General features: G+C 62.4%; 11 protein-coding genes. 7 read left to right on the top strand and 4 right to left on the bottom strand.

The features are described from left to right. Positions 1-14 precede the first annotated feature (14 nt). Together HCN58_RS02790 and HCN58_RS02795 are read right to left on the bottom strand one after the other, a co-directional pair. Positions 15-785 (bottom strand): ABC transporter permease, encoded by a 771-nt coding sequence (locus HCN58_RS02790; protein ID WP_171577823.1) that lies wholly within the window; start codon positions 783-785, stop codon positions 15-17. A gap of 89 nt (positions 786-874) precedes the next feature. Continuing rightward, a complete protein-coding gene (locus HCN58_RS02795; protein ID WP_171577824.1) occupies positions 875-1,522 on the bottom strand; it encodes a TetR/AcrR family transcriptional regulator in 648 nt (215 codons plus the stop codon). Between the two features lie 98 nt (positions 1,523-1,620). Here HCN58_RS02795 and HCN58_RS02800 point away from each other — a divergent pair, with 98 nt between their 5' ends. From HCN58_RS02800 to HCN58_RS02810, 3 genes are all read left to right on the top strand, one after another. Continuing rightward, a complete protein-coding gene (locus HCN58_RS02800; protein WP_171577825.1) occupies positions 1,621-2,625 on the top strand; it encodes an ABC transporter substrate-binding protein in 1,005 nt (334 codons plus the stop codon). 93 nt (positions 2,626-2,718) lie between these two features. After that, positions 2,719-3,015: a hypothetical protein gene (locus tag HCN58_RS02805; protein ID WP_171577826.1), complete on the top strand. Its 297-nt coding sequence runs from the start codon at positions 2,719-2,721 to the stop codon at positions 3,013-3,015. A 52-nt stretch (positions 3,016-3,067) separates the two neighbouring features. Next, positions 3,068-5,014 (top strand): alkyl/aryl-sulfatase, encoded by a 1,947-nt coding sequence (locus HCN58_RS02810; protein WP_171577827.1) that lies wholly within the window; start codon positions 3,068-3,070, stop codon positions 5,012-5,014. Positions 5,015-5,154: 140 nt separating this feature from the next. On the opposite strand, the gene HCN58_RS02815 is transcribed toward HCN58_RS02810, so the two are convergent. Further along, positions 5,155-6,222, bottom strand: a complete 1,068-nt coding sequence (locus tag HCN58_RS02815) for a glycosyltransferase family 4 protein (RefSeq protein ID WP_171577828.1) — start codon at positions 6,220-6,222, stop codon at positions 5,155-5,157. 302 nt (positions 6,223-6,524) lie between these two features. Here HCN58_RS02815 and HCN58_RS02820 point away from each other — a divergent pair, with 302 nt between their 5' ends. From HCN58_RS02820 to HCN58_RS02835, 4 genes are all read left to right on the top strand, one after another. Next, entirely contained in the window at positions 6,525-8,288 is a 1,764-nt protein-coding gene (locus tag HCN58_RS02820; protein WP_171577829.1) for an ABC transporter ATP-binding protein, read from the top strand. A 68-nt stretch (positions 8,289-8,356) separates the two neighbouring features. Beyond that, positions 8,357-10,555, top strand: a complete 2,199-nt coding sequence (locus tag HCN58_RS02825) for an amylo-alpha-1,6-glucosidase (RefSeq protein ID WP_171577830.1) — start codon at positions 8,357-8,359, stop codon at positions 10,553-10,555. 47 nt (positions 10,556-10,602) lie between these two features. Then, positions 10,603-11,100 (top strand): PRC-barrel domain-containing protein, encoded by a 498-nt coding sequence (locus HCN58_RS02830; protein WP_171577831.1) that lies wholly within the window; start codon positions 10,603-10,605, stop codon positions 11,098-11,100. A 45-nt stretch (positions 11,101-11,145) separates the two neighbouring features. Then, positions 11,146-12,435 (top strand): MFS transporter, encoded by a 1,290-nt coding sequence (locus tag HCN58_RS02835; RefSeq protein ID WP_171577832.1) that lies wholly within the window; start codon positions 11,146-11,148, stop codon positions 12,433-12,435. On the opposite strand, the gene HCN58_RS02840 is transcribed toward HCN58_RS02835, so the two are convergent. Further along, positions 12,404-13,633, bottom strand: coding sequence for an MFS transporter (locus HCN58_RS02840; RefSeq protein ID WP_171577833.1), 1,230 nt, complete (start codon positions 13,631-13,633; stop codon positions 12,404-12,406). The two genes, HCN58_RS02835 and HCN58_RS02840, sit on opposite strands and share 32 nt — an antisense overlap. Positions 13,634-13,738 lie beyond the last annotated feature (105 nt).

The raw sequence follows: 13,738 nt of genomic DNA on the forward strand, positions 1-13,738 counted from the left end.
GTTCATTCCCTGTCTTATTGCAGCCGGATGTCCCGGACGACGAACATCCGTTCGAGGCTGAGCACGAGGCCGTAGAGCGCTACGCCCAGCAAGGTCAGCAGCACCACCGCCATCATCATCGCCGGCGTATCGAGGGAGGCCTGCACCTGGATCATGAGATAACCGAGCCCGTGCTCGGAGGCGATGAACTCACCGACGATCGCACCGGCCACCGCCAGGATGGCCCCGACCTTCATTCCGGAAAAGACATAAGGCAGCGCGCCCGGCAACTGGATTTTCCGGAACAGCGTCCAGCGCGAACCGCGCAGCGACTTCACGAGGTCCAGCAGATCAGGCTCGACCTCGCTTAGTCCGCGGGCGGTGGTGAGCAGGATCGGAAAGAAACAAATGGAAAATGCGATCAGAATGTTCGGGAATATCCCGTAAGAGAACCAGACGATAAACAGCGGGCCGAGCGCCACCTTCGGGATCATGTTCAGTGTCACAAACAGCGGCAGCAGCAACAGGCTGACCAGCGGCGACCAGGTGAACAGCACGGCCAGCATGATGCCGACCAGCGCGCCGAGGCAGAACCCGCCGAGAATTTCGGCAGCCGTCACCGCGAGGTTGGACAGCCAGGCATAGCTGGGCGAACCCAGTGTCGCGACGGTCGCAAGTGGCGAGGGCAGAATGAATTTTGGCACCTGGAAGGCGTCGACTAGAACCTGCCAGAGCACGATCACAGCCAGATGCACGATCAGGATGATCGCGAAAGACCGTGCCGATCCGCCGTCACCGCTGGACACCGCGCACTCCCTTTGGATGCGCGGCCGGTTCCCCCGCCGCGCGGCGCCAATCTACCGCGGCCTCTCTCAGTAATCAACCATCTGGTTGATTAGGGCCGCAGCGAATGCAGCACCAGATCGACCACATGCCTGCGACGGGCCTGCCGCGCGGCCCGGCTCGAAAGGTCCTTGCCGAAGATCGCCGACAGGGTAGGCGTGTTCGAAAAGTAGAAATAGCTCAGCCCGGCAATCGAGATATAGAGGTGCACGGGGTTAATACCTTTACGGAATATGCCGGCCTTCACGCCCTCGCCGAGAATGGTCGAAACCAGGCTGACCAGCGGCGAATGCATAGCTTCCAGTTTTCGCGAGCCACGGACGTGCCGGGCGCCGCCGCGGTTTTCGTCGTTCAGCAGGACGATGAAGTCCGGATGGGCGGCGAGGTGGTCAAAGGAACTTTCGATCAGCTTCTTGATCGCCTGTTCAGGCGGCAGTCCCTCGAGATTGAGCTTGCGCTCCTGGGCGCGGATCTCCTCATAGACCCATTCCAGCACCGCCAGATACAGCGCGTCCTTGTCGCCGAAATAATGATAGACGAGCTGCTTGTTGACGCCCGCGCGCGCGGCGATCTCGTCGACTCGGGCGCCGGCGAGCCCGCTGCTGGCGAATTCGCGTCGTGCCGCGGTCAGCAGTTTCTTGCGGGTCGCGGCCGGATTGCGCCGCTGCGGCCTGGTATCGTCAGAACGTTTTTTAGGCATTTCCAACCAAATAGTTGACAAGTCGTCAGGTCCCTTGTTGCATTGGTAGCGTCACAGAAGAGCTACGACAAGATCGGTTGCAGAACGAGGAGGATGCAATGAAGGCTTTGCGAATTGCGGGACTTGCGCTTGCGGTTGCGGTGCCGGCCATTCCCTGTGCGGCCGCCGAGTCCGTCAACCTGATCCTTAACTGGACCCCGACCGCCGATCATTCGCCGTTCTACTACGCCAAATCGCAGGGCTGGTACGAGAAGGCCGGCATCGACCTGACAATTGAGGTCGGCAAGGGCTCAGGCGTGTCCTCGCTGAAGGTCGGCTCCGGCGGCTCCCCGTTCGGCATCGCCGATCTCGCGACCGCACTGGTGGCCAAGAGCAAGGGCGCCGACGTGGTGGCGCTGATGAGCATCTACGCCAATACCGGACAGACCTTTTACTGGCTGAAGAGCTACGGCGTGAATGGGCCGAAAGACTTTCCGAACCACAAGATTGGCAATCCGCCGGGCGATGCGTCGCGGGTGATGTGGCCGGCCTTTGCCAAGGCGGTGGGCATCGCGCCTGACTCTGTGAATTTCGTCAATGTCGGCCCGACTGCCAAGATCGCGGCATTGAAGAGCCACACCGTCGATATCATCAGCGATTTCTACAACGAGCACGATCTCAAGGTGATCGAATTCGGCGCCGATCTCGGCTACGTCAATTGGAAGGATATCGGGCTGAACCCTTACGGCAATTCGCTGATCGTCAACGGTGCCTATCTGCAAAAGAACCCGAAGCTGGTCGAGGAGTTCGTCAAGGTCAGCCAGAAGGCCTACGCCGCCTGCGTCGCCGACGTCGCGCCTTGCCTCAAGGCGCTGCTCGACCAGGCCTCAGGTCTCGACAAGGAGAACCAGCAGCGCCAGTGGGAGCGCATCAAGTTCCTGATGACGGACGAATTCACCACGACCAAGGCATTGGGCTGGATCGACGCCGAGCGGATGAAGAAGGACTACGAGCTGGTGCACACCTATCTCGGCATGGAAAAGCCGTTTGACGTGAATACCGCGTTCTCGACCAAGATGCTGGATACGTCGGTCAAGATGGATGCCAGCAAGGTGAAGAAATAGGGTAGGTGTCTCAGCCGTCATTGCGAGCGAAGCGAAGCAATCCATGCTGCCGCTTGCCGAAAGATCGATTGCTTCCCCGCTACGCTCTTCGCAATGACGGTGGTGCCGTTTGAGGACTTGCTGCTGCGCTGGGTCAAGCTGCACCCATGGGTCGCAGGTTTGAGCGATCGGGACGCGCAGATGCCAAGCCGGTGTGATTGGCACGATATTGCGCTTGCGGAAGATTCCTTCGAGCTCGCGCCAATCCGCGAGCACGGTACGATAGATCCAGCGGTAGTAGTGCTTCCCACGGTCAATTTCTTCCGCGCTCTTGCGTCGATGTCCAGCTCGCAGGCACATATCGACGCCTGGCACGACAGCCGCCAGTTCGAGGGGCTGCAGTTTCGCTGACGCTGTTCGAATTTCGACCTTCTGTTTCTTCTGCATAAGGGAGCACACAACAATGAGCCAACCAGCCACGATCGAACTGTCGAGGGAATCCCCGAAGGAAGCTTCCGCGCCGGTCATCGCACAGCATGCGGCAACGCTGAAGGCGCTGCCGTTCTGCGACACGCGCGATTTCGACGACGCCGCGCGCGGCTTCCTCGGCACGATCGAGAATGCGAAGATTGTCTCGCCTCAGGGCCGGGTGGTCTGGAGCCTGGAGCCCTACGGCTTCCTGTCCGCGGAAGCAGCGCCGCCGACGGTCGATCCCAGCCTGTGGCGGCAGTCGCGGCTCAACATGCATCACGGCCTGTTCGAGGTGGTGTCCGGCGTCTACCAGGTGCGCGGGCTCGACATCGCCAACATGACGCTGATCGAGGGCGACAGCGGCGTGATCGTGGTGGATACGTTGACCTCGATCGAGGGAGCGCGGGCAGCGATGGAGCTCTACTTCCAGCACCGGGGCAAGCGGCCGGTTGCAGCCGTGATCTTCACCCATACCCACACCGACCATTGGGGCGGCGCGCGGGGCGTACTCGACGATGCAACGCCTAGCGGCGGCAACGTGCCGATCATCGCGCCCAATCTGTTCATGGAGCACGCGGTTTCGGAAAACATCATCGCCGGTCCTGCCATGCTGCGGCGGGCGCAATATCAGTTCGGTCCGTTCCTTGCGAAAGGCGTGCGCGGACAGGTCGATTGCGGGCTGGGCAAGACTATGGCGGCGGGGGCGGTCGCACTCGTCCGTCCAACCGACCTGATCATGGCGACTGGCGACAGGCGTACCATCGATGGGGTCGAATTCGAATTCCAGATGGCGCCGAACAGCGAAGCGCCGGCAGAGATGCATTTCTTCATACCGCGTTACAAGCTTCTCAATCTTGCGGAAAACTGCACGCATAATTTTCACAACCTGCTGCCGTTCCGCGGCGCCGACGTACGCGACGCACTGGCTTGGTCAAAATATCTCGGCGAGGCGCTGCAGATGTGGGGCGGCAAGGCGGATGCGATGTGCGGCCAGCACCATTGGCCGGTCTGGGGTCAGGAGCGGATCGACACCATGATCCGCCAGCAGCGCGACCTCTATAAATTCGCGCATGACCAGACCATCCGGTTGATGAATCACGGGCTGACCGCAGCTGAAATCGCCGAAACCATCCGCCTGCCGGCGAGCCTTGAGGGCGCCTGGCATGGCCGTGGCTATTACGGCCACATCAGGCACAACGTGAAAGCGATCTACCAAAAGTATCTCGGCTGGTACGACGCCAATCCCGTCAATCTCGATCCGTTGCCGCCGGTCGAGTCGGGCAAGAAGTATGTCGAGTATATGGGCGGTGCGGACGCAGTCCTGGCGCGCGCACGAGAGGATTTTGCCAAGGGCGAATTCCGCTTCGTCGCGCAGGCGGTGAGCCATTTGGTGTTCGCCGATCCCGACAACCAGGCGGCGCGCGCGTTGCTCGCCGATACGTTCGAACAGCTCGGCTATGCCTCTGAAAGTTCGACCTGGCGCAATGCCTATCTGTTTGGCGCGCAGGAATTGCGCCAGAGCATGCCGAAGACGCCGCCGCGCGCCGCGATGCCGCTTGAAACGCTCGCTGCGCTCCGCACCGAACAGCTCTGGGACGTGCTCGGCGTGCGCCTCAACGGTCCGAAAGCCGAAGGCAAGCGGGTTGTGCTGAACTGGCATTTCACCGACACCAAGGAGAGCTTTATTCTCCATCTGGAAAACTGCGCACTTACCTATGTCGCCGGCGGGCAAGCCGCCGATGCCGACGCCAGCTTCACGCTGCCGCGCGGCGTGCTCGACGAAGTGATTGCCAAGCTGACGACGTTTCCCGAAGCGGTCGGAAGCGGAAAGATCGAGGTTAGCGGCAATCCGGTGCGGTTCGGCGAGCTGATGATGCTGATGGACGAATTCCCGCGGATGTTCGAGATCGTCGAGCCGAAACGGACGATGGCGAGCTGACGTTGTCGCGATCTTGTAGGATGGGCAAAGGCGCGTGAGCGCCGTGCCCACCATCCGTCCGGATCCATGCGATGGTGGGCACGCTCTGCTTTGCCCACCCTACGGTCGTCTTGCGACGACGAGGGAAGGTGCTACAGCAATTACTCCGCGCTGCTGACGAGCTTGATCCGCGGCTCTTCCTCCATCAGGCCGCGATATGCAGCAAGGTAGTCGAGCGCCATGCGGCGCGCCGTGAAGCGGGCTTCGAACTGTTTGCGGATGGCAGCGCGGTCGAGCGCGGCAAGACGGTCGACCACGGCGACCGCGCTGGTTTCATCTTCCACGACAAAGCCGGTAAGCCCGGCATCGATGATCTCCGGAACTGAACCCCGGTTATAGGCGAGGACCGGCGTACCGCAGGCCATGGCTTCGATCATGACGAGGCCGAACGGCTCCGGCCAGTCGATCGGCACTAACAGGCCGATCGCGCCGCTAAGAAAGTCGGATTTTTCGCGATCGCTGATCTCGCCGATATATTCCACCAGCGGATTGGCCTTAATGAGCGGTGAGATCAACTCGTCGTAATAGTCCTGGTCGGCCCGATCGACCTTGGCTGCGATCTTGAGCGGAATGCCGCATCGTGTAGCGATGCGGATGGCGCGATCCACGCCCTTTTCCGGTGCGATCCGTCCGAGCACGGCCAGATAGGATGGCTGCACGGGCTGGGGTGTCAGCAAATTTTCCGGCAGCCCGTGGTGAATGGTGCGCACCCAATTGGCCTGCGGCACCGGCCGGCGCTGCGCGTTGGAGATCGAGATCACCGGGACCTTGGAGAAGGTATTGAATACCGGCTGATGCTCCGGCAGATCGAGCCTGCCGTGCAGGGTGGTCAGGAACGGCGTGGGCTGCCGGTAGAACAGCGAGAACGGATAGTAGTCGAGATGAAAGTGTAGAAAATCGAACTCTTCATCGTCGCATTTCTGCCGCACGCGCTCCAGCATCACCATGTGCAGCGCGTTGGGGTCGCGTACCGAGCCGTCGAGGCGTAACGCCTTCGGCCACGTCGCATCGAGTTTCGCCGAAGTGCGGGAATCCCCGCTGGCGAACAAGGTGACTTCATGTCCTAACGCTACCAGTTCTTCGGTCAGCCAGTGCACCACCCGCTCGGTGCCGCCGTACAGTTTGGGGGGAACAGCCTCCGTCAGCGGGGCGACCTGCGCGATGCGCATCTTTCGTCTCCTGTTTCGAATGTTGGTTGGATAAAGCCCTCAGCCCGCAGATCGGCACCGGCGTGCCGGAAGCTGGAACGTTCTTGCATCTGCGAAGTTCCAATCATCGGCGTATCTTGGTTCTTCCACACGACCGTCTTGCTGATGCCATCTGACACCAACAGATTGAAGGCGACTTGATGCTGCAGAATTGTTGCGCGGTGATGGCCACGCCCCCGCAAACCCGAAGCGGCACCGTTCACGACCTCGTGCGCGATACGCGTTAGGGATTCCCTTTCACTCTCAACAGGTTTGCAGACGACATGGACAATCTTTCAGGATATGTGCGGCGGCCGTTTCCATTTGTCTTGCGCTATCTGCGCCGGCGCCGCACGGCCCATGTGGTCATCGTGTCTGCTGTCGTTGCAGCAGTTGCCTGCTCCGTGGGCACGCAATATGGCGTGAAGAATCTGGTCGACAGTCTGACGGCCGGTTCGTCGCACGCGAGTAGCGTATGGCTGGCATTCGGTTTTCTCATGTCGCTGATCGCGGCGGACAATCTGTTGTGGCGGGTCGCGAGCTGGACGGCGAGCTTCACTTTCGTGGGAGTCACCGGCGATCTTCGTCGCGACATGTTCCGCCATCTTACCGGCCACGCCCCCAGCTACTTCTCCGATCGGCTACCGGGCATGCTGACCAGCCGTATCACCGCGACGTCCAACGCCGTCTTCACCGTTGAGAACATGTTCGTCTGGAACGTGTTGCCGCCCTGCATCGCGACCGTCTCCGCGATCCTGCTGATAGGAACCGTCAGCCTGGCGATGTCCGCAGGCCTGATCGTCATCGCAGGTATCATGCTGATGGCGATGTTTCACCTCGCCGCGGCAGGCAAGCCGCTGCACGACGACTTCGCCGACAAAGCGGCGGCGGTGGACGGCGAGATGGTCGACGTCATCAGCAATCTTCCGCTGGTGCGTGCGTTCTGCGGCCTCAGCTACGAACACGACCGCTTCGACGCCACCGTCGAGCGGGAACTCGACGCTCGTGGACGCAGCCTCCGCTATCTGGAGAAGCTGCGTTTGCTTCACGCCGTTGTGACCATCGTACTGACGATCGCGCTGCTGGCATGGGTCATTACGCTGTGGCAGCAGGGCACAGCGACCACTGGCGACGTCGTGCTGGTCTGTACGCTCGGGCTCTCGATCCTGAGCGCGACGCGCGATCTTGCGGTGGCGCTGGTCGACGTGACCCAGCATGTCGCCCGCCTGACGGAAGCGATCGCCACTTTGCTGCTGCCGCACGAATTGAAGGACCATCCCGAGGCCGAGCCGCTGATCCGCAGCGGCGCCGCCGTCGGCTTCAACAACGTCTCGTTCCACTATCCCGGCGGCGTTCAGGTGTTCGAGAAGTTCTCCTTGCGCATTCAGCCGGGACAGCGGGTCGGATTGGTCGGCCATTCCGGCGGCGGAAAATCCAGCCTGTTCATCTTGCTGCAGCGGTTCTATGACATCCAGCACGGCAGCATCACCATCGACGGCCAGGACATCTCGCGGGTGACGCAGCAAAGCCTGCGCGAGGCGATCTCGGTCGTGCCACAGGACATCTCGCTGTTCCACCGCTCGATCATGGAAAACATCCGCTATGGACGTCCGAACGCGACCGACGACGAGGTGCTGCGCGCGGCGATCGCGGCGCGTTGCGATTTCATCGAGAATCTCCCCGAAGGCATGGCAACGATGGTCGGCGATCGCGGCATCAAGGTCTCCGGCGGGCAGCGGCAGCGGATCGCCATCGCGCGCGCCTTCTTGAAAGACGCGCCGATCCTGTTGCTGGACGAAGCAACCGCTGCGCTCGACAGCGAGTCCGAAGAGGCGATCCGCGAGGCATTGACACGGTTGATGCGAGGACGCACCGTGATTGCAATTGCCCACCGTCTCGCCACCTTGCGCAATTTTGATCGCGTGGTGGTATTACAGGGTGGGCGGATCATCGAAGACGGACCGCCGGATATTCTCCTGCAGGGAAGGGGCCCTTACCGCGAATTGGTTGCGCGCGAACTGGGCCGCCTCGCCACCCACGCGGCCTGATCTGCTGCAGTAGCGTTTGCGTCCCAATGCGTCCATCACAACGCAAGAAGATCGCTTGAGGGGTCAAAATGACAGCCGAAGTCACCCAACTGATCACCATTCAGGCTGCCGATCACGTCGCGGAGTCGCCGTTCTACATTCCGATGACGGGCCCGGCGACGCGGCCGCGCTGCTCGCTCAAGCATGATGATACCTTTATCGTGCTGGACAGCCACGGTGATATCGGCGCCTCCGCCGGCGGGCCCGACGGTCTGTTCAACGCTGATACGCGTTATCTCGCCCGGCTGGAGATGGTGCTCGACGAAGTCCAGCCGCTGTTGCTCGGCTCCAATCTGCGCGACGACAATTCCGCGCTGACCGTCGACCTCACTAATTCCGACGTGTACCGTAACGGCAGGCTGGCGCTGCAGAAGGACACGCTGCACATCGTGCGCTCGATTTTCCTGTGGCGCGGCACGGCCTACCAGCGCATCGCTCTGCAAAATCACGGCGACCGGCCGGCGAGCTTCGACCTGACGCTGCTGTTCGATAATGATTTCGCCGACTTGTTCGAGGTGCGCGGCGAGCGCCGGTCGCGCCGGGGAGTAGGGTCCAGCCGGTTGCTCGGCCCTGCCGACGTCGTGCTGGAGTACAGCGGGCTCGACGGTCAGACCCGCATTACGGCGTTGCATTTCGAGCCGCGGCCGACGCGGCTCGCCGTCAATTCGGCAACCTATCATTTCGAGCTGGCGCCCAGGCAAGTGATCGCATTGTTTGTTGCGGTATCCTGCAACAAGCCGGCCATGCAGAAGCCGGTACCGTTCTATCGCGGGCTGCTGGCGCATCGCCGCGAGATGCGACGGTCGACGGTCGGCGCAGCCAGCATCGAGACGTCGAACAACATCTTCAACGAGGTGCTGTGCCAGGCGATGGCCGATCTCAACATGCTGATGACGGATACACCGCAGGGCCGATACCCCTATGCGGGCATTCCCTGGTATTCGACCACGTTCGGCCGCGACGGGCTGATTACCGCGCTACAGATGTTGTGGGTCGATCCGCGCATTGCCAAGGGTGTGCTGAGGCGGCTGGCTCATTTTCAGGCCAAGGCCGTCGATCCGCTCGCCGACGCCGAGCCCGGCAAGATCCTGCATGAGATGCGCGGCGGCGAGATGGCGGCGCTGCGTGAAGTGCCGTTCGCGCAATATTACGGCAGCGTCGACTCGACATCGCTATTCGTGCTGCTGGCCGGCCTCTATGTCGAGCGCACCGGCGACGAGGAAACGCTGGCCGAACTGTGGCCCGCGGTCGAGGCGGCGTTGCGTTGGATCGACGGCCCCGGCGACCCCGATGATGACGGCTTCATCGAGTACCAGCGCGCCACCGAGCAGGGGCTTGCCAATCAGGGCTGGAAGGATTCCTATGACGCGATCTTCCACGCCGACGGACAGCTCGCCGAGGGCTATATCGCGCTGGCGGAAGTTCAGGGCTATGTCTTCGCCGCCAAGCGGCTGGCGGCCCGTTGCGCCCGGCGGTTGGGAAAGATTGATCAGGCGGCGAAGCTCGAATCCGAAGCCCTGCTGCTGGCCGAGCGCTTCGAGGAGGCGTTCTGGTGCGAGGATCTCGGCACCTACGCGCTGGCGCTGGATGGCGCCAAGCGGCCGTGCAAGGTCCGAACTTCCAATGCCGGCCAGCTTCTCTTCACCGGCATCGTCGGAACCGATCGCGCCCGCCGCGTTGCGGCCGATCTGATGAGCCAGAAGTTCTTTTCGGGATGGGGTATCCGCACCGTGGCCTACGGCGAGGTTCGCTACAACCCGATGTCCTACCACGATGGGTCGATCTGGCCGCACGACAACGCGCTGATCGCGCTCGGTTTTGCACGCTACGGGCTGAAGCATTCGGTGGCGCATCTGTTCAAGGGCCTGTTCGACGCCGCAAGCTACATGGACTTGCGAAGGCTGCCGGAATTGTTCTGCGGATTCCGGCGGGAAAAGCGGCGGGGACCGGTGCTCTATCCCGTTGCCTGTGCGCCGCAGGCCTGGGCCAGCGCGACGCCCTTTACGCTACTGGAAGCAGCGCTCGGCCTCGAATTCGATGCCACGCGCGGCGAGATACGTCTCCGTGACCCGCGCTTGCCGGAATTTCTCAACGAGGTGGTATTACGCGATCTGCGGCTTGGCCCTTCCAGCGTCGACTTGAGGGTCCGCCGCCACGGCGAGGAAGTGTCGCTCGAGGTATTGCGTACGCGCGGACAGATTCAGGTGTCGATCGTATTGACGCATTAGCGGTCGTGCATTCGCTATCCATGCGTCTTCGCAGTTCAGGAGGCCAGATGCGCGCCGGTATTGTCATCATATCGCTGATCGCCGGGCTAACGATGAGCCTTCCGGTTTCGGCAGCGGAAGATGCTGGAACGCAGGGAAGCCGTGCGGCTCCGGCTGATGCAGCGAAAGATGCCACGAAAAAGGAGCCGGCGCCTCCGCCGTCGGTCACCGTGATCGGCGCCCGCGACGCGCTCGGCATTCTGGGCCGCGAGGTCCGCAGTCCGGCCAACGAAAATATGGGACGCATCGTCGATGTGATCGTGGACCGCGAGGGCACTGTACGCGCCGCCGTCATCGATTTCGGCGGCTTTCTCGGTGTCGGCAGCCGAAAGATCGTCGTCGACTGGAGTGCGCTGCATTTTGGCCGTGTTGCCAACAAGAGTGACAGCATCACGCTCGAGCTGACCAAGGAACAGGTGACGGCGGCGCCGGAATACAAGCAGGACGCGCCGGTCATCGTGCTCGGTGCGGCCGGCCGCTTACAGCCGTGGGATTTCGACAAATAAAGGAGAAACGGTCTGATCGCGCGCCCATCCCCGTCGCTCGATCCGATGAACGACGATCGCCATGGGCGATCCGCCGGCGACGGTAATGTTGTGCCGCTGCCGCCCGCGCCCAGCGAGCGGCCCAAGCCGTCGCGCGAGAGCCAGCGCGGCCTCGACTGGTTCATCTTCTTTCTCGCCGACGTGCAGACCGGATTCGGTCCGTTCATCGCGGTCTACCTGACCACGCAGAAATGGACGCAGGTCGAGATTGGCTTCGTGCTGTCGATCGGCGGGATCATCGGCCTGCTCGGGCAGATGCCGGGCGGAGCCGTCGTCGATGCCGCCCGTTCCGAGCGGCTGGTGGCGGGGCTCGCGGTCGCCACCATCGGCTGCGCCGCGCTGGCGTACGCGCTATGGCCGATCTTCCCGGTAGTGACTGCGGCCGCCGTCTTGCATGCGCTTGCAAGCTGCGTGCTGGGTCCGGCAATCGCCGCGATTAGCCTCGGCCTGGTCGGGCCGTTTGCGATCGGGGAACGGCTCGGGCGCAATGCCCGTTTCGCGTCCCTAGGTAATGGTTCAGCGGCGGCGCTGATGGGCGCATGCGGTTATCTGTTGTCGAGCCAGTCGGTCTTCTTCGTCACCTTCCTTCTCGCAATCCCCACGTTGCTGGCGCTTGCCCGGATTCGTGGCCAGGAAATCAACGTGGCGCAGGCGCACGGTGCCTTGAGCGAGGACGGCGATACCAAGGCTGCTGACAAGGAAGCGACCAGTGTGCTTCATCTTCTTCGGCAGCGCCCGCTGCTGATCTTCGCCGGCGGCGTATTGCTGTTCCAGCTCGCCAACGCCGCCATGCTGCCGCTGATGGCCGGCGTCGTCACGACGCGATCGGCTCAATGGGCGCCGGTGCTGATCGCGGCCTGCATCATCGTACCTCAAGCGATCGTCGCGTTGACCTCACCCTCGGTCGGGCGCAAGGCGCAGGCTTGGGGGAGGCGACCGCTGCTGCTATTGGCGTTCGCCGCGCTGGCGATCCGCGGCTTGCTGTTTGCGGTCGTTCGCGATCCCTATGTTCTGGTCCTGGTGCAGGTGTTCGACGGCATTACCGCGGCCGTGCTCAGCGTGATGGTGCCGCTGATCGTGGCCGATGTCGCCTATGGCAGCGGCCACTTCAATCTGGCGCAGGGCGTGGTCGGCACTGCGACCGGCATCGGCGCGTCACTCAGCACGGTGTTGGCGGGCTATATCAGCGATACCTTCGGCAGCAGTATCGCCTTTACCGGGCTTGCAGCGATCGCGGCGCTGGGCTTGACGATGATCTGGGCCTTCATGCCGGAGACCCGGCGGATTGAGGCTTAAGCGTGAGGCGCGTGGTCAAAAGTGCAGCGACGGCCAGCGACGCGCCGACGCCGGCGACGCAGGCGCTCCATCCGAAGCGATCGAATAACTGACCCAGCACGGCACTGCCGACGAGGCCCCCGAGGAAATAGCAGGCAAGATAGGTTCCGCTGGCAATGCCACGATTGTCCCTGGCGGCCAGCCCGACAAAGCCGGTAGCGCAAGCTTGCGCGAAGAACGTGCCGACGCCCACCAGCACCATGCCGGTCAGAACTTCCGGGAGATGCGAAGACAGCATCAGAGGCAGGCCCACAGCGGAGACGGCCAGCGCGCCCCAGATCGCCGGCCGCGCACCAAAGCGAGCTGCCGCCTTGCCGGCGAACAGTGTCGTGACCACGGAAGGTGCGAAAACGAAATAGACGAGGCCGAGATCCATCCGCCCGAGCGACAGTGGCTCCCGCACGAGCACGAAATTGACGAAGGTGAAGGTGCCGATGAAGGCAAACAGGATGCAGAAGCCGATGGCGAAGGCCGAACGCAGCGCTGGGTCACTCCAATGCTCGATTGTTGCCGCGAACGGCGATCGCGCAGCGTGCATCGCATGCATCGGCTTGGCCCGATGGATGGTGAAGTAAACCAGCACGGCACCGGCGAGATTGAGCAGCGCGAAGAAATAGAAGTTCGAGGCCAGCCCGAGCGTGTCGACCACCGCGGCCGACACCAGCCGGCCGATCAGATTGCTTGCGACGTTGCCGGTGATATAGGCCGCGAACGCGCCGCCTGCATCCATCGAACTGCATTGCTCGCCGAGATAGGCCAGCGTCAACGCGAACGCTGAGGCCATGCAGAGGCCCTGGGCGATGCGAAGCACCGTAAACGTCGTGAGATCAGGCGCGATCGCCAGCAACGCGGTGGGGACTGCGAGCACGACCAGGCTGACGAGAATGCCGAGCCGGCGATCGATGTGTGGGCTCAGGAAGCCGACAACGAGGCCGGCGACGGCCATACCGATGGTGCTGGCATTGACCGCAATACCCATGGCGGCCGGCGTTACATTGTAGTGCCGGGTCAGCGAGGGAAGAATCGCCTGTGTCGCGAACAGATCGACCACCGTCAGGAAGGCCGTGAGACCAATAACGAGAGATCGCAGGACCATGCCGGGTGACTGACCGTGCATTTCCGTCGCTTCCGATTTCATTTGCGCGGTCGTGTCGGTCATGGCGCTTCTTAATGCTCTTGAAGAAAGAGGATGTGACGGCCCCGGGCATGTGGGGCGACACGGGGACTCCCAGGCCGTCACATCCAGCAATGAGACGTCGGTGGC

It is taken from the genome of Bradyrhizobium australiense (genome assembly GCF_013114825.1).
Lineage (GTDB): Bacteria > Pseudomonadota > Alphaproteobacteria > Rhizobiales > Xanthobacteraceae > Bradyrhizobium > Bradyrhizobium australiense.